We start from the raw sequence: 24,942 nt of genomic DNA, 5'->3' as shown, positions 1-24,942 counted from the left end.
TCCGTGAGTGATTTGAGTCATATCCGCAATTTCTCCATCATCGCCCACATTGACCATGGTAAGTCGACGCTGGCTGATCGCTTCATCCAGATGTGCGGCGGCCTGGCCGAGCGTGAAATGGAGGCCCAGGTCCTGGATTCCATGGATCTGGAGCGTGAGCGCGGGATCACCATCAAGGCCCACAGCGTTACGCTCTACTACAAGGCCCGCGACGGCATTACCTATCAGTTGAACTTCATCGATACCCCGGGCCACGTCGACTTCACCTATGAAGTCAGCCGGTCGCTGGCGGCCTGTGAAGGTGCATTGCTGGTGGTCGATGCCGGCCAGGGCGTCGAGGCGCAATCGGTTGCCAACTGCTACACGGCCATCGAGCAGGGCCTGGAAGTCATGCCGGTGCTGAACAAGATCGACCTGCCCCAGGCCGATCCGGACCGCGTGAAGGAAGAAATCGAGAAAATCATCGGCATCGATGCCACCGACGCGGTCACTTGCAGCGCCAAGACCGGCCTGGGCGTGGACGAAGTGCTCGAGCGCCTGGTGACCACCATTCCTGCGCCGACCGGCAATATCGAAGATCCGCTGCAAGCGTTGATCATCGATTCCTGGTTCGACAACTACCTGGGCGTCGTCTCCCTGGTTCGCGTGCGCCACGGCCGCGTCAAGAAGGGTGACAAGATCCTGGTCAAATCCACCGGCAAGATCCACCTGGTGGACAGCGTCGGTGTCTTCAACCCGAAACACACCGCCACCGTTGATCTGAAGGCTGGTGAAGTGGGTTTCATCATCGCCGGCATCAAGGACATTCACGGTGCACCGGTCGGTGACACCCTGACCTTGAGTTCCACCCCCGACGTCGATGTGCTGCCCGGCTTCAAGCGTATCCAGCCTCAGGTCTACGCCGGCCTGTTCCCAGTCAGCTCCGACGACTTCGAGGATTTCCGCGAAGCCCTGCAAAAGCTGACCCTGAACGACTCGTCCCTGCAATACACCCCGGAAAGCTCCGACGCCCTGGGCTTTGGCTTCCGTTGCGGATTCCTGGGCATGCTGCACATGGAGATCATCCAGGAGCGCCTGGAGCGCGAGTACGACCTGGACCTGATCACCACGGCGCCGACGGTAATTTTCGAGCTGCTGCTCAAGAACGGCGAAACCATCTACGTCGACAACCCGTCCAAGTTGCCGGACCTGTCGGCCATCGAGGATATGCGCGAGCCGATCGTGCGGGCCAACATCCTTGTGCCGCAGGAGCATCTGGGCAACGTCATTACCCTGTGCATCGAAAAGCGTGGCGTGCAGCACGACATGCTGTTCCTCGGTACCCAGGTCCAGGTGACCTACGACCTGCCGATGAACGAAGTGGTGCTGGACTTCTTCGATCGCCTGAAATCCACCAGTCGCGGCTATGCTTCGCTGGACTATCATTTCGATCGTTACCAATCGGCTAATCTGGTGAAGCTGGATGTGCTGATCAACGGTGAGAAAGTCGATGCCCTGGCATTGATCGTGCACCGTGACAACGCGCACTACAAAGGTCGTGCATTGACCGAGAAGATGAAGGAACTGATTCCGCGGCAGATGTTCGATGTGGCAATCCAGGCCGCCATTGGTGGGCAGATTGTGGCGCGTACAACCGTCAAGGCGCTCAGAAAGAACGTATTGGCCAAATGCTATGGCGGCGACGTCAGCCGTAAGCGCAAGCTGTTGGAAAAGCAGAAGGCCGGTAAAAAACGCATGAAGCAGGTTGGTAACGTGGAAATTCCACAGGAAGCCTTCCTTGCGGTGCTCAGGTTGGATAGTTAGGTCCTATGTCGCTAAATTTCCCGCTGTTGCTGGTTATCGCCGTGTTCGTCTGCGGCCTGTTGGCGTTGCTTGATCTGTTGTTCCTGGCGCCGCGGCGCCGGGCTGCCATCGCCTCCTATCAGGGCAGCGTCAGCCAGCCTGATGGGGTGGTGGTCGAAAAACTCAACAAGGAACCGCTGCTGGTCGAATACGGCAAGTCGTTCTTTCCGGTGTTGTTCATCGTACTGGTGCTGCGCTCGTTCCTGGTGGAACCGTTCCAGATCCCGTCCGGCTCAATGAAGCCGACCCTGGATGTGGGCGATTTCATCCTGGTGAACAAGTTCTCCTACGGGATCCGCCTGCCGGTGATCGACAAGAAGGTCATCGAAATCGGTGACCCGCAACGCGGCGATGTCATGGTGTTCCGTTTTCCTAGCGATCCGAACGTCAACTACATCAAGCGTGTGGTCGGCTTGCCGGGAGACAAGATTCGCTACAGCGCCGACAAGCGCCTGTTCGTCAACGGCGAACTGGTGGCCGAACGGTTGATCGGCTCCGAGCCGGGCACACTGGGCAGCGCCGAGCTCTACCAGGAAAAGCTCGGCGAGGCCGAACACCTTATCCGCAAGGAAATGAGCCGTTACCGCGCCGCACCGGACCATTCGTGGACCGTGCCGGCCGGGCACTATTTCATGATGGGCGACAACCGCGACAACTCCAACGACAGCCGGTACTGGGATGATCCGAACATTCCCAAGGACATGCTGGGCATGGTCCCCGACCGTAATATCGTCGGCAAGGCCTTTGCGGTCTGGATGAGCTGGCCGGAACCCAAACTCAGTCACCTGCCGAATTTCTCGCGGGTTGGCCTGATCAAGTAATCACACACGGCGCTGTTGAACACAGCGCCGAATGCATTTCTGGAGCCTGCACAAGGCTGCCCGAAGGCATGAAGCCAACGATAGTCAGGACGTCATTTTTGAACACAGCGTTAATTGTCCCAAGCCAACGGCACTTCGCGGCCGTGGTGGTGGAATCCAGCCACGAACTCAGCGTGGGTAAACCGTGAGCGTTTCTCTAAGCCGTCTCGAGCGTCAGCTCGGCTACACTTTCAAGGATCAGGAGCTGATGCTTCTGGCTCTCACTCACCGCAGTTTTGCCGGGCGCAACAACGAACGCCTGGAATTTCTGGGTGATGCCATCCTCAACTTCGTGGCTGGCGAGGCATTGTTCGAACGCTTCCCGCTGGCTCGGGAAGGCCAGTTGTCGCGTTTGCGCGCGCGCCTGGTCAAAGGTGAGACCCTGGCCGTGCTGGCCCGCGGTTTCGACCTGGGTGAGTACCTGCGCCTGGGCTCCGGTGAATTGAAGAGCGGCGGTTTCCGTCGTGAGTCGATTCTGGCCGATGCCCTGGAAGCGCTGATTGGCGCGATCTACCTGGACGCCGGCATGGAAATGGCGCGCGAGCGCGTGCTGGCCTGGCTGACCTCCGAGATCGACAGCCTGACGCTGGTGGATACCAACAAGGACCCGAAAACCCGTTTGCAGGAATTCCTGCAATCGCGCAGTTGCGAGTTGCCGCGTTACGAAGTGGTGGATATCCAGGGCGAGCCGCATTGCCGAACCTTCTTCGTCGAATGCGAAGTGGTCTTATTGAATGAAAAAAGCCGGGGTCAGGGTGTGAGTCGTCGTATTGCCGAACAGGTAGCGGCCGCCGCAGCACTGATTGCCCTGGGCGTGGAGAATGGCAATGACTGATACAACCGTCACCCGCTGCGGCTATGTCGCCATTGTCGGCCGGCCGAACGTGGGCAAGTCCACGCTGCTCAATCACATCCTGGGCCAGAAGCTGGCGATCACTTCGCGCAAGCCCCAGACGACCCGCCACAACATGCTGGGTATCAAGACCGAAGGCGCCGTACAGGCGATATACGTTGATACCCCCGGCATGCACAAAGGTGGCGAAAAAGCGCTGAACCGCTACATGAACAAGACTGCTTCGGCGGCGCTGAAGGACGTCGATGTGGTGATCTTCGTGGTTGATCGCACCAAGTGGACCGAAGAAGACCAGATGGTTCTCGAACGCGTCCAGTACGTGACAGGTCCCTTGATCGTGGCGCTGAACAAGACCGACCGCATCGAAGACAAGGCCGAATTGATGCCGCACCTGAGCTGGTTGCAGGAGCAACTGCCCAACGCCCAGATCATGCCCATCTCGGCCCAGCACGGCCACAATCTCGATGCGCTGGAGCGGGTGATCGCCGAGCACCTGCCGGAAAACGATCACTTCTTCCCCGAAGACCAGATCACCGACCGCAGCAGCCGCTTCCTGGCCGCCGAACTGGTGCGCGAGAAAATCATGCGCCAATTGGGCGCAGAGCTGCCGTACCAGATCACCGTGGAAATCGAAGAGTTCAAGCAGCAGGGCAAGACCCTGCACATCCATGCGCTGATCCTCGTCGAACGCGACGGCCAGAAAAAAATCATCATTGGCGACAAGGGCGAGCGTATCAAGCGCATCGGCACCGAAGCGCGCAAGGACATGGAGCTGTTGTTCGACTCCAAGATCATGCTCAACCTGTGGGTCAAGGTGAAGGGCGGTTGGTCCGATGATGAGCGGGCGCTGCGGTCGTTGGGTTACGGCGACCTGTAAAGCTCTTCCTGAGTGCATGAATTTCCATTGTGGGAGCGAGCCTGCTCGCGATAGCGGTCTGTCAGTCAACATTCCTGTTGAATATCAGTCCCTCATCGCGAGCAGGCTCGCTCCCACAGTGGTTTGTGGTTGTCAGTAATACTGCGTTTACTCATTGAGAGCTGTGATCCCATGCCGCCAACCCAACCCACCGCCCAACCCGCCTACGTCCTGCATTCGCGCGCCTACCGCGAAAGCAGCGCCTTGGTGGACTTTCTTACGCCCCAGGGGCGACTGCGGGCGGTGTTGCGGAGCGCGCGTGGCAAGGCCGGAACGCTGGCGCGGCCGTTCGTGCCGCTGGAAGTGGAATTCCGGGGGCGGGGCGAGTTGAAGAACGTCGGGCGCATGGAAAGCAACGGTGTTGCGGCCTGGCTTAACGGCGAGGCGTTGTTCAGCGGCCTTTATCTCAACGAGCTGCTGATCCGCCTGCTGCCCGCCGAAGACCCCCATCCCGCAGTGTTCGATCACTATGCCGCCACACTGTTGGCCCTGGCCGAAGGTCGCCCTCTGGAACCGCTGTTGCGTTCCTTCGAATGGCGGCTACTGGACGATCTGGGCTACGGTTTTGCCCTGAATACCGACCTGCATGGCGAGCCCATCGCAGCGGACGGTCTGTATCGGCTGCAGGTGGATGCCGGCCTGGAACAGGTCTACCTGCTGCAACCCGGGTTGTTCAATGGCACCGAACTTCTGGCCATGGCCGAGGCCGACTGGAGTGCGCCGGGCGCGCTCTCGGCGGCCAAGCGTCTGATGCGCCAGGCCCTGGCGGTTCATTTGGGCGGTCGGCCGCTGGTCAGTCGCGAGCTGTTTCGCAAGCCTTGATCAACCCGTATGCTGTGGGCCGAATCTCTGTCCATCTCAGGAGCGCTTTTCGTGAGCACCAGCAATCGCATTCTTCTCGGCGTGAACATCGACCATGTCGCCACCCTGCGCCAAGCCCGTGGTACCCGCTACCCGGACCCGGTCAAGGCCGCGCTGGATGCTGAAGAGGCAGGCGCCGACGGCATCACCGTGCACCTGCGTGAAGACCGCCGTCACATCCAGGAGCGCGACGTACTGCTGCTCAAGGACGTGCTGCAAACGCGCATGAATTTCGAAATGGGCGTGACCGAAGAAATGATGGTGTTTGCCGAACGCATCCGCCCCGCGCACATTTGCCTGGTGCCCGAGACACGTCAGGAGCTGACCACCGAAGGCGGCCTGGACGTAGCGGGGCAGGAAGCACGGATCAGGGCGGCGGTGGAGCGTTTGTCGAAGATCGGCGCAGAGGTGTCGCTGTTCATCGACGCCGACGAGCGGCAGATCGAAGCCTCCAGGCGCGTCGGTGCCCCGGCCATCGAACTGCACACTGGCCGTTATGCCGATGCGCAAACGCCCACCGAGGTGGCTGAAGAGCTGCAGCGGGTAGCCGACGGCGTCGCCTTCGGTCTGGCCCAGGGCCTGATTGTGAATGCTGGCCATGGCTTGCATTACCACAACGTCGAGGCCGTCGCGGCCATCAAGGGCATCAATGAACTGAACATTGGCCATGCGCTGGTGGCCCATGCATTGTTTGTCGGGTTCAAGTCGGCGGTGGCTGAAATGAAAGCGCTGATCCTGGCAGCCGCCAAAGTTTGATGCATACGCAGGGCCCATGTGGGAGCGAGCCTGCTCGCGATAGCGGTCTGACATTCACCATTGATGTCGACTGACACACCGCTATCGCGAGCAGGCTCGCTCCCACAAGGGGGCCTCAGTGTATTGGGGATTCAGAGCGGCGGGGTTTCCGGATTTGGCTTGCTCTTGTCGACGCCCGGCACGTGCAGGTTGCCCTCGGCCACCTGGTCGCCTTCGAGCTGCGGCTGTGTGACCCAGGTCAGGATGTCGTAGTAGCGGCGGATGTTTGCCACGAAATGCACCGGTTCACCGCCCCGGGCGTAGCCGTAGCGGGTTTTGCTGTACCACTTCTTCTGGGAAAGGCGCGGCAGGATCTTCTTCACATCCAGCCACTTGTTCGGATTCAACCCTTCCTTGGCCGCCAGTTTGCGAGCGTCATCCAGGTGACCGCCACCCACGTTGTAGGCGGCGAGGGCGAACCAGGTGCGGTCCGGCTCCTCGATGCTCTCGTCCAATTGTTCTTTTATGTAGGCCAGGTACTTGGCGCCACCCATGATGCTCTGCTTGGGGTCCAGGCGATTGGACACACCCATGGCCTGGGCGGTGTTCTGGGTCAGCATCATCAGGCCGCGCACGCCAGTCTTGGACGTGACTGTCGGCTGCCACAGTGATTCCTGGTAGCCGATGGCCGCCAGCAGGCGCCAGTCGACTTTTTCGGCCTTGGCGTAGTTCTTGAAATGCTTCTCATACTTGGGCAGACGCTGCTGCAAATGCTGGGCGAAGGTGTAGGCGCCGACATAACCCAGGACATCAACGTGCCCGTAGTAGCGATCCTTCAGGCGTTGCAGGGTGCCATTCTTCTGCACTTTGTCCAGGTAGGCGTTGATTTCGTTGAGCAGGCTGTTGTCTTCGCCGGGGGCCACGGCCCAGCTCTGGTTGCTGGCATCGCCCAGGTCGAAAGCGACCCGCACGTTGGGGAAGTACACCTGGTTCATTGCCACTTCGTTGGAATCCACCAGCGTCAGGTCGATCTGGCCTTCATCCACCATGCGCAGCAGGTCGACGACTTCTACCGCGTCGGACTCTTCGTATTCGATGCCGGGATATTTCTGTTTCAACTGCGCCAATTGTTCGGCGTGGGTGCTGCCCTTGAGCACCATGATCTTCTTGCCCGCCAGGGCGGCCGGGTCGGTGGGGCGTGATTGGCCGTTGCGGTAGATGATTTGTGGGGTGACTTCGAGGTAGGAGTGGGAAAATCGCACCTGACTCTTGCGTTTTTCGCTGCTGACCAGGCCGGCGGCAGCCAGTACCGGGCCGTTGGGCTTGCCCAGTTGGGTGAAAAGGTCATCGAGGTTGTCGGCGGTCTCGATTTTCAGCTCCACCCCCAAATCGTCGGCGAAACGCTTCACCAGCTCGTATTCGAAGCCGGTTTCACCATTGCGATCCTGGAAGTAGGTGGCGGGGCTGTTTCGGGTAACCACCCGCAGCACGCCATCCTCCTTCACGCGCTCCAGTGTGTTGGGTTTCTCAACACAACCACTGAGCACCAGGAAGAGTCCGGTTGCGATCAGCCACTTGGCGTACCGCGGACGCAAAGCCGTTGGGGAAAACATCTGCGCAGTATACGCAAACGGCCCCGACCGCCATATCTCGACAGCAGAAGGCCAGTCTGCTAGCGGTTGCAAAACGTGTCCGCAACACAGGCGGGCCGGGGGGCGCCGTGTTTTGCCCCGATGAAAAATATCTCGGTACGACCGTGCAAACGGGGGCCGGAAGAGCCATTCCTGCAAAGACCGACATTCGGCCAGCATCGTACGTGCCGTTTCGGGTGCCGTCGCCAGCGGTTTAGGCTAGAATGCACGGCCTCAAAGCACACCCCCTTCCCGAGGCTGTCCCGAAGATGTTGATCCTGCGCGGCGCTCCTGCCCTTTCTGCCTTTCGCCACAGCAAACTCCTTGAGCAACTGAGCCAGAAGGTTCCGGCTGTCAGTGGCTTGTATGCTGAATTCGCTCACTTCGCCGAAGTCACCGGCGGTTTGACCGGCGACGAACAGCAGGTGCTCGCGCGCCTTCTGAAGTACGGTCCCAGTGTTCCTGTCCAGGAGCCGACCGGTCGTCTGTTCCTGGTGCTGCCACGTTTCGGCACCATTTCGCCATGGTCGAGCAAGGCCAGCGACATCGCCCGTAACTGCGGCCTGGCGAAAATCCAGCGCCTGGAGCGCGGCATTGCCTTTTATGTTGCCGGTGAGTTCAGCGAGGCCGAGGCCCAACTGATCGCCGAGGGCCTGCATGACCGCATGACCCAGATCGTCCTGGGCAACCTGGAGCAGGCCGCGGGCCTGTTCAGCCATGCCGAGCCAAAACCGCTGACCGCCGTCGATGTGCTGGGCGGCGGCCGTGCCGCACTGGAAAAAGCCAACGCCGAGCTGGGCCTGGCCCTGGCCGAAGACGAGATCGATTACCTGGTCAACGCCTTCCAGGGCTTGAAGCGCAACCCCCACGACATCGAACTGATGATGTTCGCCCAGGCCAACTCCGAGCACTGCCGGCACAAGATCTTCAACGCCAGTTGGGACATTGATGGCCAGAGCCAGGAAAAAAGCCTGTTCGGCATGATCAAGAACACCTATCAGATGCACAACGAAGGTGTGCTCTCGGCCTACAAGGACAACGCCGCGGTGATCGTCGGCAACGTCGCCGGGCGTTTCTACCCGAACCCTGAGACCCGCCAGTACGGTGCGGTCCAGGAGCCGGTGCACATCCTGATGAAGGTCGAGACTCACAACCACCCGACCGCCATCGCCCCGTTCCCGGGTGCGTCCACCGGTTCCGGTGGCGAGATCCGCGACGAAGGCGCCACCGGTCGCGGTGCCAAGCCCAAGGCTGGCCTGACCGGCTTCACCGTATCGAACCTGCAGATCCCGGGCTTTGAACAGCCGTGGGAAAAGCCCTACGGCAAGCCCGAGCGCATCGTCAACGCCCTGGACATCATGATCGAAGGTCCTCTTGGGGGCGCGGCGTTCAACAACGAATTCGGCCGTCCGGCCCTGACCGGTTACTTCCGTACCTTCGAGCAATCCATCAGCACTCCGCGCGGTGAAGAAGTGCGCGGCTACCACAAGCCGATCATGCTCGCCGGCGGCATGGGCAACATCCGCGCCGAACACGTGCAGAAAGGCGAGATCCTGGTCGGTTCCAAGCTGATCGTCCTCGGTGGGCCGGCCATGCTGATCGGCCTGGGCGGCGGCGCCGCTTCCTCCATGGCCACCGGCACCAGCTCGGCGGACCTGGACTTCGCCTCGGTCCAGCGGGAAAACCCGGAAATGGAACGCCGTTGCCAGGAAGTCATCGACCGTTGCTGGCAGTTGGGTGAACACAACCCCATCAGCTTCATCCACGACGTCGGCGCGGGCGGTCTGTCCAACGCCTTCCCGGAATTGGTCAACGACGGTGGCCGTGGTGGCCGCTTCGAACTGCGCAACATTCCGAACGACGAGCCGGGCATGGCCCCGCACGAAATCTGGAGCAACGAATCCCAGGAACGTTATGTCCTGGCGGTCGGCCCGGCCGACTTCGAGCGTTTCCAGGCCATTTGCGAACGCGAGCGCTGCCCGTTCGCCGTGGTCGGCGAAGCCACTGCCGAGCCGCAACTGACCGTCACCGACAGCCACTTCGGCAACAGTCCGGTGGACATGCCGCTGGAAGTGCTGCTGGGCAAGGCCCCGCGCATGCACCGTTCGGCCGTTCGCGAAGCCGAGCTGGGCGATGATTTCGACCCGTCGACGCTCGACGTTGCCGATTCCATCGAGCGCGTTCTGCACCACCCGGCCGTGGCGAGCAAAAGTTTCCTGATCACCATCGGCGACCGCACCATCACCGGTCTTGTGGCCCGTGATCAAATGGTCGGCCCGTGGCAGGTGCCGGTGGCCGACGTTGCCGTGACCGCCACCAGCTTCGACGTCTACACCGGCGAAGCCATGGCCATGGGCGAGCGCACGCCGTTGGCGTTGCTGGACGCTCCGGCGTCGGGCCGCATGGCGATTGGCGAGACCCTGACCAACATCGCGGCCTCGCGCATCGGCAAGATCTCCGACATCAAACTGTCGGCCAACTGGATGTCCGCCGCCGGTCACCCGGGTGAAGACGCCCGCCTGTACGACACCGTCAAGGCTGTCGGCATGGAGCTGTGCCCGGAGCTGGGCATCACCATTCCGGTGGGCAAGGACTCCATGTCCATGGCCACGCGCTGGAACGATGAGGGCGTGGACAAGAGCGTCACCTCGCCGCTGTCGCTGATCGTCACCGGTTTCGCCCCGGTCACCGACATCCGCCAGACCCTGACCCCGCAACTGCGCATGGACAAGGGCACCACCGACCTGATCTTGATCGACCTGGGCCGTGGCCAGAACCGCATGGGCGCCTCGATCCTGGCCCAGGTGCACGGCAAGCTCGGCTCGCAAGCGCCGGACGTCGACGATGCCGAGGACCTGAAGGCGTTCTTCGCGGTCATCCAGGGCCTCAACGCCGACGGTCATCTGCTGGCCTACCACGACCGTTCCGACGGTGGTTTGCTGACCACCGTGGTGGAAATGGCTTTCGCCGGCCATTGCGGCCTGAGCTTGACCCTCGACAGCGTTGCCGAGTCTACGGCTGAAATCCCTGCCATCCTGTTCAACGAGGAACTGGGTGCGGTGATCCAGGTTCGCCAGGACGCCACCCCGGACATCCTTGCCCAGTTCAGCGCAGCGGGCCTGGCCGACTGCGTCTCGGTGATCGGCCAGCCGATCAACAACGCCCACATCAACATCACCTTCAACGGCGACACCGTCTTCGAAGGCCAGCGCCGTCTGTTGCAGCGCCAGTGGGCGGAAACCAGCTACCAGATCCAGCGCCTGCGCGACAACGCCGACTGCGCCGAGCAGGAATTCGACGCGCTGCTGGAAGAAGACAACCCGGGTTTGAGCGCCAAGCTCAGCTACGACGTCAATCACGACGTGGCCGCGCCTTACATCAAGAAAGGCATTCGCCCACAAGTGGCGGTGCTGCGTGAGCAGGGTGTCAACGGTCAGGTGGAAATGGCGGCGGCGTTCGACCGCGCCGGTTTCAACGCGATCGACGTGCACATGAGCGATATCCTGGCCGGCCGTGTCGACCTGAACGACTTCAAGGGCATGGTCGCGTGTGGCGGTTTCTCCTACGGCGACGTGCTGGGTGCCGGTGAAGGCTGGGCCAAGTCGGCACTGTTCAACAGCCGCGCCCGCGACGCGTTCCAGGGCTTCTTCGAACGCACCGACAGCTTCACCCTCGGCGTGTGCAACGGTTGCCAGATGATGTCCAACCTGCACGAGTTGATCCCGGGCAGCGAGTTCTGGCCGCACTTCGTGCGTAACCGTTCCGAGCAGTTCGAAGCGCGCGTGGCGATGGTCCAGGTCCAGGAATCCAACTCGATCTTCCTGCAGGGCATGGCCGGTTCGCGCATGCCGATCGCCATCGCCCACGGCGAAGGCCATGCGGAATTCGAAAGCGAAGAAGCCCTGCTCGAAGCCGATTTGTCCGGTTGCGTGTCGCTGCGGTTCGTCGACAACCACGGCAAGGTCACCGAAACCTACCCGGCCAACCCGAACGGCTCGCCGCGCGGAATCACCGGCCTGACCAGCCGCGACGGCCGCGTCACGATCATGATGCCACACCCGGAACGTGTGTTCCGCGCGGTGCAGAACTCGTGGCGTTCGGACGACTGGAACGAAGACGCACCATGGATGCGCATGTTCCGCAACGCCCGCGTCTGGGTGAACTAAGGGCGTGTACAAGCTCTGCTTCTTCGTCCCGGCCAGCCACCTGGACGTGGTCAAAAGCGCCGTATTCGCCGCCGGTGGCGGACGGATCGGCGCCTATGACCACTGCGCCTGGCAAGTGCTGGGCCTGGGCCAGTTCCGCCCCTTGGACGGCAGCCAGCCGTTCATTGGCGAAGCGGGGCAGGTCGAGCAGGTCGAGGAATGGAAAGTGGAGCTTGTCGTGGCCGATGAGTTGATTCGTGCGGCGGTGGCGGCGTTGAAGCAGAGCCATCCCTATGAGACACCGGCTTATGAAGTGTGGCGGTTGGAGGATTTTTGATCGTCCGGCCGTTGAATGAGAAACCCGCTGATTGATTCAGCGGGTTTTTTATTGGTCGCGATATAGGTTGAAACACAACTGTGGACACGGACTTGTGGCGAGGGGATTTATCCCCGCTGGGCTGCGCAGCAGCCCTCAAGCCAGGCAATTCGGTATTTCGGGCAGATTGAGTTGTTGGCTTAGGGAACTGCTGCGCAGTCCAACGGGGATAAATCCCCTCGCCACAGGGAACTCATGTGTGGTCGGGCGCTACGGCCGGATCTCGATCATGGTGCCATCCGGCACCAGGTTCCACACCTCGCGCATGTCCACATTGCGCATGGCAATGCAGCCATCGGTCCAGTCCAGGGTGTGGAACAACTGCTCAGGGTTTTCTTCGGAATCCGGGGTGCCATGGATCATGATCATGCCCCCCGGTTCCACGCCTTCGCGGCGGGCGCGGGCGGCGTCGCTGATGTTGGGGTAGGAAATGTGCATCGACAGGTAGAAGCGGTCGCTAGTCTTGCGCCAGTCGATCCAGTAGAAACCCTCGGGGGTGCGTTTGTCGCCTTCGATCAGCTTGGGGCCTTTTTTGGCGCCCTTGCCCAATGAAATGCGATAGGTCTTCAGTGGTTTGCCGTCGTTGATCAATTGCAATTGATGGGCGGACTTGAGCACCAGCACTTTTTCGATGGTCTTGCCGTTGTAGGTTCCCACCGCAGAAGCCTGGGACACCGCAGCGAACGACAAGCAGAACAGGACAAGCAACCAGCGCATTGAAACGATATCCCTAGAGGTGTCGCGGCTATTATGGATTTTTAGGTATTGGCAGGCTGGGCCAGCGGCGGGATCGATTCGGATCGCACCGGGTAGTCCTCGGTTCGCCGGTCAGCATAGAAGTATTCTAGGGTACGGCCCACCGTGCGGAAAGCCAGCTCGTCCCAGGGAATGTCCGCTTCGTCGAACAGTTTCACTTCCAGGCTCTCGGGCCCGGCGGCGAAATCTTCGTCCACCAGCTCGGCGCGGAAGAATACATGCACCTGGCTGATATGCGGAACATCGATCAGCGTATAAATGCTCAGGTTGCGCACGCGGGCGCAGGCTTCTTCGGCGGTCTCGCGCACGGCGGCCTGCTCGACGGTTTCGCCGTTCTCCATGAAACCTGCCGGCAATGTCCAGTAACCGCGCCGTGGCTCGATGGCACGCCGGCACAGCAGCACTTTGCTGCCCCAGGTCGGCACGCAACCGGCCACGATATTGGGGTTCTGGTAGTGGATGGTGTGGCAGGTATCGCAGACAAAGCGCAAGCGCGAGTCGCCTTCGGGGATACGCTGGGTTACCGGGTTACCGCACTGGCTGCAGAATTTCATGCTTGGGTTCCTGAATGCTGCGCCTATCTTGGCGTCTGCGGGCGGCTGTCGGCAAGTTGTCGTTTCGCGACACGTCGCAGTGCGGGGGTTGGGCGGCTTGCCTGATTGGTGCATGATGCAAGGTAGCGAATAAATCGAGAAGTCTCATGCTGGACGAGCTACTGCATCGAGTAAGCAACCATACCCCACGTGATCTGGAGACTGACCGACGTTTCCCTGAAGCGGCGGTGCTGGTGCCCATTACCCGCAGTGACGAGCCGGAACTGGTCCTGACCCTGCGCGCCAGCGGGCTTTCGACCCATGGCGGCGAAGTGGCATTTCCCGGTGGGCGTCGCGACCCGGAAGACCCGGACCTGATTTTCACCGCCTTGCGCGAAGCCGAAGAAGAAATCGGCCTGCCCCCCGGCCTGGTGGAAGTGATCGGCCCCCTCAGTCCCTTGATCTCGCTGCACGGCATCAAGGTCACGCCCTACGTGGGGGTGATTCCCGATTACGTCGAATACCAGGCCAACGATGCCGAGATCGCCGCGGTGTTCAGCGTACCGCTGGAGTTCTTTCGCAAGGACCCGCGCGAGCACACTCATCGCATCGACTACCAGGGCTGCAGTTGGTATGTGCCCAGCTATCGTTTTGGCGAGTACAAGATCTGGGGCCTGACGGCGATCATGGTGGTCGAGCTGGTCAACCTGATGTTCGACGCCGGCATCGACCTGCACACCCCGCCCAAGACTTTCATCAATACCTGAAGCCCCGAGGAACCTCATGAAATACCGCCTGGGTGATGCCCGTGTCGAAACCCACCCACAGAGCTGGGTCGCCCCCAACGCCACATTGGTGGGCAAGGTCCGCCTCGAAGAAGGCGCCAATGTCTGGTTCAACGCGGTGCTGCGTGGCGATAACGAACTGATCCTGATCGGCAAAAACAGCAACGTGCAGGACGGCACGGTGATGCACACCGACATGGGCTTCCCGCTGACCATCGGCACCGGCGTGACCATCGGCCATAACGCCATGCTTCACGGTTGCACGGTGGGGGACTACAGCCTTATCGGCATCAATGCGGTGATCCTCAACGGCGCGAAGATCGGCAAGAACTGCATCATCGGCGCCAACTCGCTGATCGGCGAAGGCAAGGAGGTTCCTGACGGTTCGCTGGTGATGGGCTCACCCGGCAAGGTTGTGCGGGAATTGACCGAAGCGCAGAAGAAGATGCTCGAGGCCAGCGCGGCGCACTATGTTCACAACGCGCAGCGCTACGCCCGCGACTTGGCCGAGCAAGAGCAATGAACCCGCCAGAACGCCCGGTTCCGTCGCCCTGCGTGAACATCTGCGCCCTGGACGATGACGACATCTGCACCGGCTGCCAGCGCACCGTGGCGGAAATCACCCGTTGGAGCCGGATGGACAACGATGAGCGACGCAGTGTTCTGGCGTTGTGTCATGAAAGGGCCAAGGCCAGTGGATTGGTGTGGATGTTGCCGGTGAGGCGCTGACGCCCACACAAGACTCTGTAGGAGCACGTACCTGTGGGAGCAAAGCTTGCTCGCGATGCAGGCACCCAGGTCGTCAGGTGGACCGCGTGATCGTTCATCGCGGGCAAGCCTTGCTCCCACAGGTTTGGCTTCCACAGATGCTGTTCCCCAAAATCTTTATTTCAGCGACGCCACCGATCCAATCCCACCACCCCCAGCGCAATCGCGACAAACCCCGCCAATATCCCTGCGGCATTGATGAGCACCTGTGGATAACCCAGGTTCGCCACGTCAATGAAAGGGTAGGGGTACGCCGCCAGTAATTCCCCCCGCAGCAGGAGCCACGCGAAGTACACCACCGGGTAAATCATCCACAGCCCGATGTGCTTCATGCGCAAGGTGCCCTTGGGCACGCAGAACCACCAGTAGGTCATGAACAGCAACGGCATTACGTCGTGCAGCAATTCGTCGGCCACGAACTGCCAGCCTTCGGGTTGCCACAGATGTCGCAGCAGCAGGTTGTAGGCCAGGCCGACCAAGGTAATGCTCACGGTAATGCCGCTGCTGACCCCCGGCTGCAAGAACCAGCGCCGGGCCGGCGATTCTCGCTGGATCAGTTCCCAGGTCAGCACCACGGCCACCAGAGTGTTGGTCAGCACGGTGAAGAAACTGAGAAAGTTCACCAGGCCGCCGAGCAAGCTCGCGCCCAGTTCCCAGCGACCGAGCAGGATCAGGTACAACTGGATGCTCAACCCCGCCCAGCCCAACAGGGCCGCCACTGACACGAAGCACTGTCGCAGCGCGGGGCGCCGACGGATCTGAATGTCCACGGCTCAGACCGGTCGTTTGGTGCGCATCAGCTTGATGTACAGCCGCTCGACTTTCTCCCGCGCCCACGGCGTCTTGCGCAAAAAGGTCAGGCTGGACTTGATGCTCGGATCGCTCTTGAAGCAACGAATGTCGATGCGCTCGGCCAGACCCGACCATTCGTAGTGCTGCACCAGGGCGTTGAGGATCTGCTCCAGCGTCACGCCGTGCAGCGGGTTGTTGTTGGATTCGGTCATGGGAGGCCTTCGCGCAAAGAGGTGTAAAGCCGCGCACCTTAGCCGAGGTGCCCGCGTGGTGGAAGTATCACTGAAACGCTGCCTGTTTGTTTCGCGGCTTTGCGCAACGCCTACTGTTACCGAATCCGAAATGATTCATGTCAGTAAAAGGCCTTTCTCTATTTGTAACAGGACATTATCCTTGCGCCGCCTGCTGAAACGCTTCTTCTGCCGTGCCAAAGCCCCCGGCGTTCAGCGAATCCCCTAAAAAGATCAAGAATTCCTTCTTTATGTTCGATGTTCAGACTCTGCAAGACAGCGCTGTCCGGCACTGTATTGTCGCCAGAAACACCCTTCACCTGATGGCCGGTCTCGGCGTCTTGGGCATTGCCATCGGCGCTCAGGCCGCTCCCGCGTTCGACAGCGACTCACCCTGGATGCTGGGTGACTGGAACGGCACGCGAAGCGAACTCGCGAAAAAAGGCTACGACTTCAAGTTCGATTACACCGGTGAAATGGGCAGCAACCTGCACGGCGGCTACGACCATGACCGCACCGCTCGCTACAGCGACCAGTTCGCCTTCGGCACGCACCTGGACCTGCAGAAAATCCTCGGTTGGCACGCCGCCGAGTTTCAACTGACGGTCACCGAGCGCAGCGGCAATAACATCAGCAATGACCGGATCAACGACCCGCGCGTTGGCGGTTTCACTTCCGCCCAGGAAGTCTGGGGCCGTGGCCAGACCTGGCGGTTGACGCAGATGTGGTATCAGCAGGCATTTTTCGATGACCGGCTCGATATCAAGGCCGGTCGTTTCGGTGAGGGCGAGGATTTCAACAGCTTCCCCTGCGACTTCCAGAACCTGGCGTTCTGCGGCTCGCAAGTGGGCAACTGGGTGGGCGGCATCTGGTACAACTGGCCGGTCAGCCAGTGGGCGCTGCGGGTCAAGTATCACCTCACGCCTGAGCTGTATGCGCAGATCGGGGCTTATGAACAAAACCCCTCGAACCTGGAAACCGGTAACGGCTTCAAGCTCAGCGGCAGCGGCACCCAGGGCGCCGTAGTGCCGGTGGAGCTGGTGTGGTCGCCCAAGCTCAATGGTCTGCCGGGCGAATACCGCGCCGGTTATTACTACAGCAGTGCCAACGCCACCGACGCCTACAAGGATCGCAACGGCCAGCCGGCCGCCCTGAGCGGCGAGGCGTATCGCAGCGCGTCGAGCAAGCATGGCGTGTGGTTGGGGGCGCAACAGCAACTGACCAGTGTCGCCAGTGATCATTCCCGTGGCCTGAGTGTGTTCGCCAACGCCACGATGCACGACAAGAAAACCAACGCCATCGACCACTATGTCCAGGCCGGTCTCGTCTACAAGGGGCTGTTCGACGCCCGCGCCAGGGATGACATCGGTTTTGCCCTGGCTCGGGTTCACGTCAACCCGGCTTACCGCAAGAACGCCGAGGCCACCAACCAGGCCCGCGCCGTCCAGGGTTACGACAACCCGGCCTTTTTGCCGCCTCAGGACACCGAGTACAGCGCCGAGTTGTATTACGGCGTACACGTGACGAACTGGCTGACCGTGCGCCCGAACCTGCAGTACATCCGCCATCCAGGTGGCGTGGACAAGGTCGATGACGCGCTGATTGGCGGGATCAAGATTCAGTCGTCGTTCTAGTCAGTGCACAAGACCCTTGTGGGAGCGAGCCTGCTCGCGGTAGCGATTTCACATCCAACATTGAAGTCGACTGTCACGCCGCCATCGCGAGCAAACCCGCTCCCACAGCAACCGCTTCAACCCAATTACCTCTTTCAACTGAACCATGCCCCCTCAAGATCGTCATCTACAGTGACTACTTGCGCGGGACTCCTTAAAACCTCACGGAGAATCACACTATGAGCACTGAGGGTGCTATGAGTCGAAGCCGTCTGCTACCGAGCCTGCTCGGCATTCTGCTTCTATTGATGGGCCTGGCCCTGTTGGCGGGGGGAATCAAGCTGAGCACGCTTGGCGGCTCGCTGTATTACCTGCTGGCCGGTATCGGCCTGGCGCTGACCGGCGTGCTGCTGATCATGGCCCGGCGTGCAGCCCTGGGCCTGTACGCGCTGGTGCTGTTCGCCAGCACCGTGTGGGCGCTGTGGGAAGTGGGCCTGGACTGGTGGCAACTGGTGCCGCGCCTGGCAATGCTGTTTGCCTTGGGCATCGTCATGTTGCTGCCGTGGTTCCGCCGTCCACTGTTGACCCCCGACGCTTCGCCCATGGGCACCCGTGCTTTGGGCGCCGCCGTGGTCATTGCCGGCATCACCGCGCTCGCCAGCCAGTTCACCAATCCGGGTGAAATCGAGGGCCAACTGGACCGCGACAGCGTGCCTGGCATGACCAACACCGCCCCGGCGATGCCGGACGGGGATTGGAACTCCTATGGCCGCAGTGCCCATGGTGACCGTTATTCGCCCCTGGCGCAGATCACCCCCGAGAACGTCAGCAAGCTGGAACCGGCCTGGACCTATCGCACTGGCGACCTGCCAGGGCCGAACGACCCGGGTGAGACCACGGCGGAAAACACACCGCTGAAGGTCAACGGCATGCTCTACGTGTGCACGCCCCACAGCCAGGTGATTGCTCTGGAGCCTGAAACCGGCAAGGAAATCTGGCGGTTCGATCCGAAGCTTTCCACGCAGAAAGCGGAAAACTTCAAGGGCTGGGCCCACATGACCTGCCGCGGCGTGACCTATCACGATGACGCGGTGTACGCCTCGGCCGAGCAGAGCCCGACCGGCGCGGCCAGCACCACGCCGGCGAGCACCGTGTGCCCACGCCGCATCTTCCTGCCGACCGCCGACACGCGCCTGATCGCGCTGAACGCCGACACCGGCAAGATGTGTGAAGACTTCGGTGACAAGGGCCAGGTCGACCTGACCGCCAACATTGGCGGCTTCACGGCCGGCGGTTACTACTCCACGTCGCCACCGGCCGTGACCCAGAACCTGGTGGTGATCGGTGGCCACGTCACCGATAACGTCTCCACCGACGAGCCAAGCGGGGTCATCCGCGCCTATGACGTGCACACCGGCGAGCTGGTGTGGAACTGGGACAGCGGCAACCCGGACGACACTACGCCGATTGCCGAAGGCCAGACCTACACCCGTAACTCGCCGAACATGTGGTCCATGTTCAGCGTCGATGAAAAACTCGGCATGCTCTACCTGCCGATGGGTAACCAGACGCCCGACCAGTTCGGTGGTTTCCGTACACCAGAATCGGAGAAATACGCCGCCGGCCTGACCGCGCTGGATATCGCCACCGGCAAGGTGCGCTGGTACTTCCAGTTTACCCACCATGACCTGTGGGACATGGACGTGGGCGGGCAACCGACGCTGATGGACTTGAAAACCGCCGATGGCGTGAAGCCGGCGGTACTGGCATCGACCAAGCAGGGCAGCATCTACGTGCTGGACCGCAGCAATGGTCAGCCGATCGTGCCGATCAAGGAGATCCCGGTGCCGCAAGGCGCGGTAGAGGGTGACTACACCTCGCCGACCCAGCCGATGTCCGACCTGAACTTCGTGCCGCCGGTCCTCCAGGAACGCGACATGTGGGGCGTGACCCCGTTCGACCAGATGCTGTGCCGGATCGACTTCAAGTCGCTGCGCTACGAAGGCATGTTCACGCCGCCGTCGCTGCAAGGCTCGATCGTCTACCCAGGTAACTTCGGTGTGTTTGACTGGGGCGGTATTTCGGTTGATCCGGTACGCCAGATCGCTTTCGTCAATCCGAGCTACATGGCGTTCAAGTCGAAACTGGTTCCTGCGGCCGAAGTGGCCGGCGGTCCGGGGCGCAAGAGCGAGACCGAAGGCGTGCAGCCGAACAAAGGCGCGCCGTATGGCGTGATCCTCGAAGCGCTGCTTTCGCCAATGGGCCTGCCTTGCCAGGCACCGGCCTGGGGTTATGTGGCGGCCGTCGACCTGACCAACAACAAAACCCTGTGGATGCACAAGAACGGCACCGTGCGTGACAGCTCGCCGGTACCGATCCCGCTGAGCATGGGCGTACCGAGCCTGGGCGGCGCCTTCACCACCGCCAGCGGCCTGGCGTTCCTGAGCGGTACCCTCGACCAGTACCTGCGTGCCTATGACGTGAAAAACGGCAAGCAACTGTGGGAAGGCCGCCTGCCAGCGGGTGCCCAGACCACGCCGATGACCTACACCGGCAAGGACGGCAAGCAATACGTGCTGGTCGTTGCCGGTGGCCATGGTTCCCTGGGTACCAAGCAGGGTGACTATGTGATCGCCTATAAACTGCCGGATTAAGCGGGAGTGATCGTTCCCACGCTCCTGCGTGGGAATGCATCCTCCGACGCTCTGCGTCACCGTTTCAGAAGCGGAACGCGGAGCGTCCCTGGCGGCGTTCCCACGCTGAGCGTGGGCACGATCTGGGGTAAACCGGCGCTCATGAAAAAGGCGACACCTTTGCGGGTGTCGCCTTTTTCTTTAGCCCAATGTCATCCCAAGTTAGCTGTGGGAGCAAAGCTTGCTCGCGATGCTGGCGCCCTGGTCTTCAGTTGGACCGCGTTATCGTTCATCGCGGGCAAGCCTTGCTCCCACAGATCACCATGAGGCAAGCGATACTGCTTACAACTCGATCTTGACGGCCTGGGAAGCCCGGGTCGCCTTGGCGCGGGCGGCTTCGATGGACTCGTCTCGCGCCAGGGCCACGCCCAGGCGGCGCTGGCCGTTGACTTCCGGTTTACCGAACAGGCGCAGGGCGGTGTCCGGTTCGGCCAGGGCTGCGCCGAGGTTGGCGAAAGCGGTCTGGGTCGACTGGCCTTCCACCAGGATCACCGCCGAGGCCGATGGGCCGAACTGGCGGATCAGCGGAATCGGCAGGCCGAGGATGGCGCGGGCGTGCAGGGCGAACTGCGACAGGTCCTGGGAAATCAGCGTCACCAGACCGGTGTCGTGTGGGCGCGGCGAGACTTCGCTGAACCACACCTGGTCACCCTTGATGAACAGCTCGACGCCAAACAGGCCGCGACCACCGAGGGCCTCGGTCACGGCTTTAGCCACGCGCTCGGATTCAGCCAGGGCCACCGGGCTCATGGCTTGGGGCTGCCAGGATTCCTGATAGTCGCCTTTTTCCTGGCGGTGACCGACCGGTGCGCAGAAGGTGGTGCCGCCAACATGGCGCACGGTAAGCAGGGTGATTTCATAGTCGAAATCGATGAAGCCCTCGATGATCACCCGGCCCTTGCCGGCACGGCCGCCTTCCTGGGCGTAGTCCCAGGCTTTCTGCACGTCATCGGCACTGCGCAGCAGGCTCTGGCCCTTGCCCGAGGAACTCATCACCGGCTTTACCACGCACGGGAAGCCCAGGGTTTCAACGGCCTTGCGGTAGTCTTCCACGGTGTCGGCGAAGAAATACGGCGAGGTCGGCAGACCCAACTCTTCGGCGGCCAGGCGCCGGATGCCTTCGCGGTTCATGGTCAGTTGCGCGGCGCGGGCGGTGGGGATCACGGTGAAGCCTTCAGCTTCCAGTTCCACCAGCGTGGCGGTGGCGATGGCTTCGATTTCCGGCACGATGAAGTGCGGCTTCTCGGCCTCGATCACCGCGCGCAGGGCCGCGCCATCGAGCATGTTGATCACATGGCTGCGATGGGCCACTTGCATGGCCGGCGCGTTGGCGTAGCGATCCACGGCAATCACTTCAACGCCCAGGCGCTGCAGTTCGATTACCACTTCCTTGCCCAGTTCACCGCTGCCACACAACAAAACGCGGGTCGCGGTGGGCGACAATGGAGTTCCGATACGGGTCATCTGAAGGTCCTCAAACAGGAGCGGAGCATCGAGGGTCGCGCGCCGGGCGAGCTTCCCATGGGGAGAAAGCGCGGCATTTTACATGAACCGCAGGTTTTGGCTTCAGCCGGTGACGGCCTGTTTGCGCAAACGCCAGGCCATGATCAGCCACACTGCCGTGACCCCGGCGAATTTCGAGACCAGCGCGGTGATCACCACGGCCGGTGTCAGGGCATCGATCATGCCGAAGAAAATGAAGGTGTCCAGAGGAATACTCAGGGCCGAACTGATCCACAACCGGTCATGCAGCGGACGCTTGGTGATGGAGAACACCAGCCAGTCAATGCATTCGGATACCGCGAATGCCGTGGCGCTGGCCAGGGCAATGGTCGGGGGTCGGAGGTGACGTAGGACAACACCAGCGCCACCAGCATCGCCACGATGGCGCCGTGGCCGAATCGAGTTTGCACCATGTCGCGCAGGACAAACACCAGCCCGCCCCAGGCCGACCAGATGATGTCCAGGTGCGGCGCGGCGGAAAACGCGAAGTTGATCAGCACGACGCTGCTGATATAGGCGATCAGGAAAAGCATGGATCGGGGTACCTGGTGGGGTGTAAATCAAGTATTCAAGAGCGACGATAGCCCTGTGGGAGCAAAGCTTGCTCGCGATGCAGGCGCCTCGCTTTCTGAAAGACCTCATTGCCTTCATCGCGGGCAAGCCTTGCTCCCACACAGGTTGTGTTCGGTCAGTGGGTGCAGGGTACTTTAGCAGGCCAGCACGCCGCACCTCATTCCTCCTCGCTGTCATCCGCCTTCCAATACCCCACCGCCTTCACAAAATCCTGATCCAACCCTTTCTCCTCCAACAACACCTTGCGAATCTGTCGCGATACCTTGCTCTCGGTGGCGACCCAGGCGTACAGCTTGCCGCCGGGCATTTCCAGGTGGCGCACGGTGGTCAGCAGATTGTTCTGGCGGCCTTCGCGCAGCACCCAAATCACGTGTACTTGCGCGGGGCTGTGAAGGATTTGCTGCTCGGCGCCGTTTTCCACTTCCACCACCACCAGCGCACGCCGGTTGGCCGCCAGGTTTTCCAGGCGACGGGCGATGGCGGGCAGGGCGGTTTCGTCGCCGATCAGCAGGTAGTGGTCGAAGATGTCCGGGACAATCATCGAGCCCCTTGGCCCGGCGATGTTGAGGTATTGCCCGGGCGTCGCTTGGGTCGCCCAGGTCGCGGCAGGCCCATCGCCATGCAGCACAAAGTCGATGTCCAGCTCCAGCGTCTGCAGGTCATAACGGCGCGGGGTGTAGTCGCGCATTTGCGGCATCGGGCCCTGATCCTTGCCAGCGCCGGGGGCGAAATTTTCCAGGGCGGCGTGTTCCTCGGCGTTCTGTGGGAACAGCAGTTTTACGTGATCGTCGCTGCCGAGGCTGGTGAACCCGGCCAGTTCCGGCCCGCCCAGGGTGATGCGGCGCATGCGCGGAGTCAGGTCCTGCACTCGCAACACTTGCAGGCGGCGGCGCTTGATCTCGTGGCTGACTCGGTGAATGGTATTTGGATCGACTTCAGTCATTGGCTGGGCTCCGAAACAGGTGGACGGTCGGGACCGTCGATAATGGCTTTGGCGGTGTTGTTGAGCAGGTCGCGAATCCGCAAAGTTTCTTCCGGGCTCCACCGGCCATGGTGTTTGTGCAGCGCATTGCGCAGGTTATACACCGCTTCGTGGATTTCCGGGGGGCGGTCTTGGCCGCGCAGGGAGCGCTTGCTCGCTTCAATGCGCATGCGTACCTCATTCAGCGCCGGGGTCTGGTCTTCAAGGAATAGACGTCCGGCGTCGGTCACGCTGTAGCGTTTTTTTCCACCTTCGGCGTTGCCTGCGATCAAAACGCCCATTTCCAGGAAGGTCAGCGTCGGATAGATCACGCCGGGGCTGGGGCTATAGGCGCCGTCGAACATGTTTTCGATCCGGCGGATCAAGTCGTAGCCGTGGCAGGGCTGTTCGCCAATCAGCGCCAGCAACAGCAATTTCAGGTCACCGGAGGCGAAGACCCGGGGGCCCCGGCTACCACGCTCACGGCCTGCGGGTCGACGTTCGAAACCATCGTGTTCATCGTGTTTTCGGCTGGGATGGGAAGGGGGGACTGTCATATGCCTGCTCTCCGTTCTGCATAAGATAGAACTGAGATATATCTTTATCCGTAGATATATCTTTGACCCTCGATATATCTTGGAACTAAGATATATCGAAGTTGGGTTCCAATTGTTTGAAAAAGATAAGACCTTACCCGAATCCCTTGCCTGTACGGGCGGCAAAGTAGGCAACTGTCTGCATTTGCAGTTTTAAATCCGGGGTGTGGCTTGCAGGTGTGGGTTGTTTCTTACATCCAAACTTCGGTTTTATATAAAGCAGTGTATTTTTCGTTATTGCGCATGGCGGTTTGGCTACGTGCTTTTGGGAATAGGCCTGCTTATTTTTAATTAAAGAGAGTGGATCATGCTCCGGCGTTGAGGTCAGGCCAGGCTGTAGTGGGTCTGCAACTTCAAGCCTTCTCTTTATGCTATGAACAGGTGTCAAACATGCTCAAACAAATCGTATCCGGTACTGCTCTGGTCGCCGCAGCCCTGAGTTCCTCGCTGGTCTTCGCTCTGGACGATGCCCGCTCTTCTATTCATATCACCGCGACGATTCCCACCAAGCAGTTCCATGTACTGCCACGCAACCCTGACTTCGGTAAGGATGAAGTCATGCACTACAACCCGGTGACCAACTCCTTGAGCCCTTTGCGTCAGACCTTCGACGTGAAGAACACCGACGGTTCGGTGCATGCCTATATCCTGGGCGGCCAGGCTTCGCTGACCAATGGTACGGACGCCATTCCGCTGCTGACCCGGTTCAACAATGTCACCCTGACCGAGTTTCCTCAGGAAGTGGTGACTGACGCGGCATCCACTCCAGGTACCCAGGCCGACATGCTCATCATGGCCGCGGTCGTGCCTCTGGAGAGCCAGGTCGGTCAATACACCGCCGACTTCACCGTGATCTTCGACGCGGTGCCTCGCCCGTAAACCCTTCACTGCCCGATGAGGCTTTTCTCGTCCTGCGGGCA

General features: G+C 61.1%; 22 protein-coding genes and 1 pseudogene. 14 read left to right on the top strand and 9 right to left on the bottom strand.

What is annotated here, in order from left to right; translation table 11 throughout:
* The first annotated feature begins 3 nt into the window (after positions 1–3).
* The 6 genes from lepA (at position 4) to pdxJ (ending at position 6,088) form a co-directional block, all read left to right on the top strand.
* Positions 4–1,803, top strand: coding sequence for a translation elongation factor 4 (gene lepA, locus PSH91_RS21550; protein WP_047228880.1), 1,800 nt, complete (start codon positions 4–6; stop codon positions 1,801–1,803).
* Between the two features lie 5 nt (positions 1,804–1,808).
* Complete coding sequence (gene lepB, locus PSH91_RS21545) at positions 1,809–2,663, top strand: signal peptidase I (RefSeq protein WP_047228881.1); 855 nt, start codon at positions 1,809–1,811, stop codon at positions 2,661–2,663.
* Positions 2,664–2,847: 184 nt separating this feature from the next.
* A complete protein-coding gene (rnc, locus tag PSH91_RS21540; protein ID WP_047228882.1) occupies positions 2,848–3,537 on the top strand; it encodes a ribonuclease III in 690 nt (229 codons plus the stop codon).
* Positions 3,530–4,432 (top strand): GTPase Era, encoded by a 903-nt coding sequence (gene era / locus PSH91_RS21535; protein ID WP_047228883.1) that lies wholly within the window; start codon positions 3,530–3,532, stop codon positions 4,430–4,432. The genes rnc and era overlap by 8 nt, the downstream gene beginning before the upstream one ends.
* A gap of 171 nt (positions 4,433–4,603) precedes the next feature.
* Positions 4,604–5,293 (top strand): DNA repair protein RecO, encoded by a 690-nt coding sequence (recO, locus tag PSH91_RS21530; RefSeq protein WP_047228884.1) that lies wholly within the window; start codon positions 4,604–4,606, stop codon positions 5,291–5,293.
* 51 nt (positions 5,294–5,344) lie between these two features.
* A complete protein-coding gene (gene pdxJ / locus PSH91_RS21525; RefSeq protein ID WP_047228885.1) occupies positions 5,345–6,088 on the top strand; it encodes a pyridoxine 5'-phosphate synthase in 744 nt (247 codons plus the stop codon).
* A gap of 131 nt (positions 6,089–6,219) precedes the next feature.
* On the opposite strand, the gene mltF is transcribed toward pdxJ, so the two are convergent.
* Entirely contained in the window at positions 6,220–7,680 is a 1,461-nt protein-coding gene (gene mltF / locus PSH91_RS21520; RefSeq protein WP_047228886.1) for a membrane-bound lytic murein transglycosylase MltF, read from the bottom strand.
* Positions 7,681–7,967: 287 nt separating this feature from the next.
* Between mltF and purL the strand changes: the two genes are divergently transcribed.
* Both purL and PSH91_RS21510 read left to right on the top strand, forming a co-directional pair.
* Positions 7,968–11,864 (top strand): phosphoribosylformylglycinamidine synthase, encoded by a 3,897-nt coding sequence (gene purL / locus PSH91_RS21515; protein ID WP_305466733.1) that lies wholly within the window; start codon positions 7,968–7,970, stop codon positions 11,862–11,864.
* 4 nt (positions 11,865–11,868) lie between these two features.
* Positions 11,869–12,180, top strand: a complete 312-nt coding sequence (locus PSH91_RS21510) for a YqfO family protein (protein ID WP_047228888.1) — start codon at positions 11,869–11,871, stop codon at positions 12,178–12,180.
* Between the two features lie 249 nt (positions 12,181–12,429).
* On the opposite strand, the gene PSH91_RS21505 is transcribed toward PSH91_RS21510, so the two are convergent.
* Together PSH91_RS21505 and PSH91_RS21500 are read right to left on the bottom strand one after the other, a co-directional pair.
* Complete coding sequence (locus tag PSH91_RS21505; RefSeq protein ID WP_047228889.1) at positions 12,430–12,936, bottom strand: murein L,D-transpeptidase family protein; 507 nt, start codon at positions 12,934–12,936, stop codon at positions 12,430–12,432.
* Between the two features lie 41 nt (positions 12,937–12,977).
* Positions 12,978–13,529, bottom strand: a complete 552-nt coding sequence (locus PSH91_RS21500) for an NUDIX hydrolase (protein WP_047228890.1) — start codon at positions 13,527–13,529, stop codon at positions 12,978–12,980.
* A gap of 146 nt (positions 13,530–13,675) precedes the next feature.
* On the opposite strand from PSH91_RS21500, the gene PSH91_RS21495 reads away from it, so the two are divergent.
* The 3 genes from PSH91_RS21495 to PSH91_RS21485 are packed head-to-tail and all read left to right on the top strand — an operon-like array spanning position 13,676 to position 15,022.
* A complete protein-coding gene (locus PSH91_RS21495; protein ID WP_047228891.1) occupies positions 13,676–14,275 on the top strand; it encodes a CoA pyrophosphatase in 600 nt (199 codons plus the stop codon).
* 16 nt (positions 14,276–14,291) lie between these two features.
* Positions 14,292–14,816, top strand: a complete 525-nt coding sequence (locus tag PSH91_RS21490; protein ID WP_047228892.1) for a gamma carbonic anhydrase family protein — start codon at positions 14,292–14,294, stop codon at positions 14,814–14,816.
* Complete coding sequence (locus tag PSH91_RS21485) at positions 14,813–15,022, top strand: DUF1289 domain-containing protein (protein ID WP_047228893.1); 210 nt, start codon at positions 14,813–14,815, stop codon at positions 15,020–15,022. The genes PSH91_RS21490 and PSH91_RS21485 overlap by 4 nt, the downstream gene beginning before the upstream one ends.
* A 161-nt stretch (positions 15,023–15,183) precedes the next feature.
* On the opposite strand, the gene PSH91_RS21480 is transcribed toward PSH91_RS21485, so the two are convergent.
* Both PSH91_RS21480 and PSH91_RS21475 read right to left on the bottom strand, forming a co-directional pair.
* The gene (locus tag PSH91_RS21480; protein WP_047228894.1) at positions 15,184–15,831 is read right to left on the bottom strand and encodes a Pr6Pr family membrane protein; all 648 of its coding nucleotides are present in this window, start codon (positions 15,829–15,831) and stop codon (positions 15,184–15,186) included.
* A 3-nt stretch (positions 15,832–15,834) separates the two neighbouring features.
* On the bottom strand, positions 15,835–16,065 hold the full coding sequence (locus tag PSH91_RS21475) for a VF530 family DNA-binding protein (RefSeq protein ID WP_047228895.1): 231 nt from the start codon (positions 16,063–16,065) through the stop codon (positions 15,835–15,837).
* Between the two features lie 269 nt (positions 16,066–16,334).
* Between PSH91_RS21475 and PSH91_RS21470 the strand changes: the two genes are divergently transcribed.
* Entirely contained in the window at positions 16,335–17,717 is a 1,383-nt protein-coding gene (locus PSH91_RS21470; protein WP_305466728.1) for a carbohydrate porin, read from the top strand.
* A gap of 218 nt (positions 17,718–17,935) precedes the next feature.
* A complete protein-coding gene (locus PSH91_RS21465; protein ID WP_047228897.1) occupies positions 17,936–20,350 on the top strand; it encodes a glucose/quinate/shikimate family membrane-bound PQQ-dependent dehydrogenase in 2,415 nt (804 codons plus the stop codon).
* Between the two features lie 321 nt (positions 20,351–20,671).
* On the opposite strand, the gene purT is transcribed toward PSH91_RS21465, so the two are convergent.
* The 4 genes and pseudogenes from purT to PSH91_RS21445 all read right to left on the bottom strand — a co-directional run bounded on the left by purT (position 20,672) and on the right by PSH91_RS21445 (position 23,983).
* Entirely contained in the window at positions 20,672–21,853 is a 1,182-nt protein-coding gene (gene purT, locus PSH91_RS21460; RefSeq protein WP_274089973.1) for a formate-dependent phosphoribosylglycinamide formyltransferase, read from the bottom strand.
* Between the two features lie 102 nt (positions 21,854–21,955).
* Positions 21,956–22,425: pseudogene (locus tag PSH91_RS21455) on the bottom strand (preQ0 transporter).
* 197 nt (positions 22,426–22,622) lie between these two features.
* Positions 22,623–23,408, bottom strand: coding sequence for a siderophore-interacting protein (locus PSH91_RS21450; protein WP_173406593.1), 786 nt, complete (start codon positions 23,406–23,408; stop codon positions 22,623–22,625).
* Positions 23,405–23,983 carry a PadR family transcriptional regulator gene (locus PSH91_RS21445; protein WP_305466724.1) on the bottom strand — a complete coding sequence of 193 codons (579 nt, stop codon included), beginning with the start codon at positions 23,981–23,983 and terminating at the stop codon, positions 23,405–23,407. The genes PSH91_RS21450 and PSH91_RS21445 overlap by 4 nt, the downstream gene beginning before the upstream one ends.
* Positions 23,984–24,412: 429 nt before the next feature.
* Here PSH91_RS21445 and PSH91_RS21440 point away from each other — a divergent pair, with 429 nt between their 5' ends.
* On the top strand, positions 24,413–24,901 hold the full coding sequence (locus PSH91_RS21440; RefSeq protein WP_305466722.1) for a CS1 type fimbrial major subunit: 489 nt from the start codon (positions 24,413–24,415) through the stop codon (positions 24,899–24,901).
* Positions 24,902–24,942: the final 41 nt, after the last annotated feature.

Source organism: Pseudomonas sp. FP1154 (assembly GCF_030687245.1).
GTDB classification, from domain to species: Bacteria; Pseudomonadota; Gammaproteobacteria; order Pseudomonadales; family Pseudomonadaceae; genus Aquipseudomonas; species Aquipseudomonas rhizophila.
The sequence above is the reverse complement of the archived record's forward strand: the minus strand, read 5'-3'. Positions and strand labels throughout refer to the sequence as shown.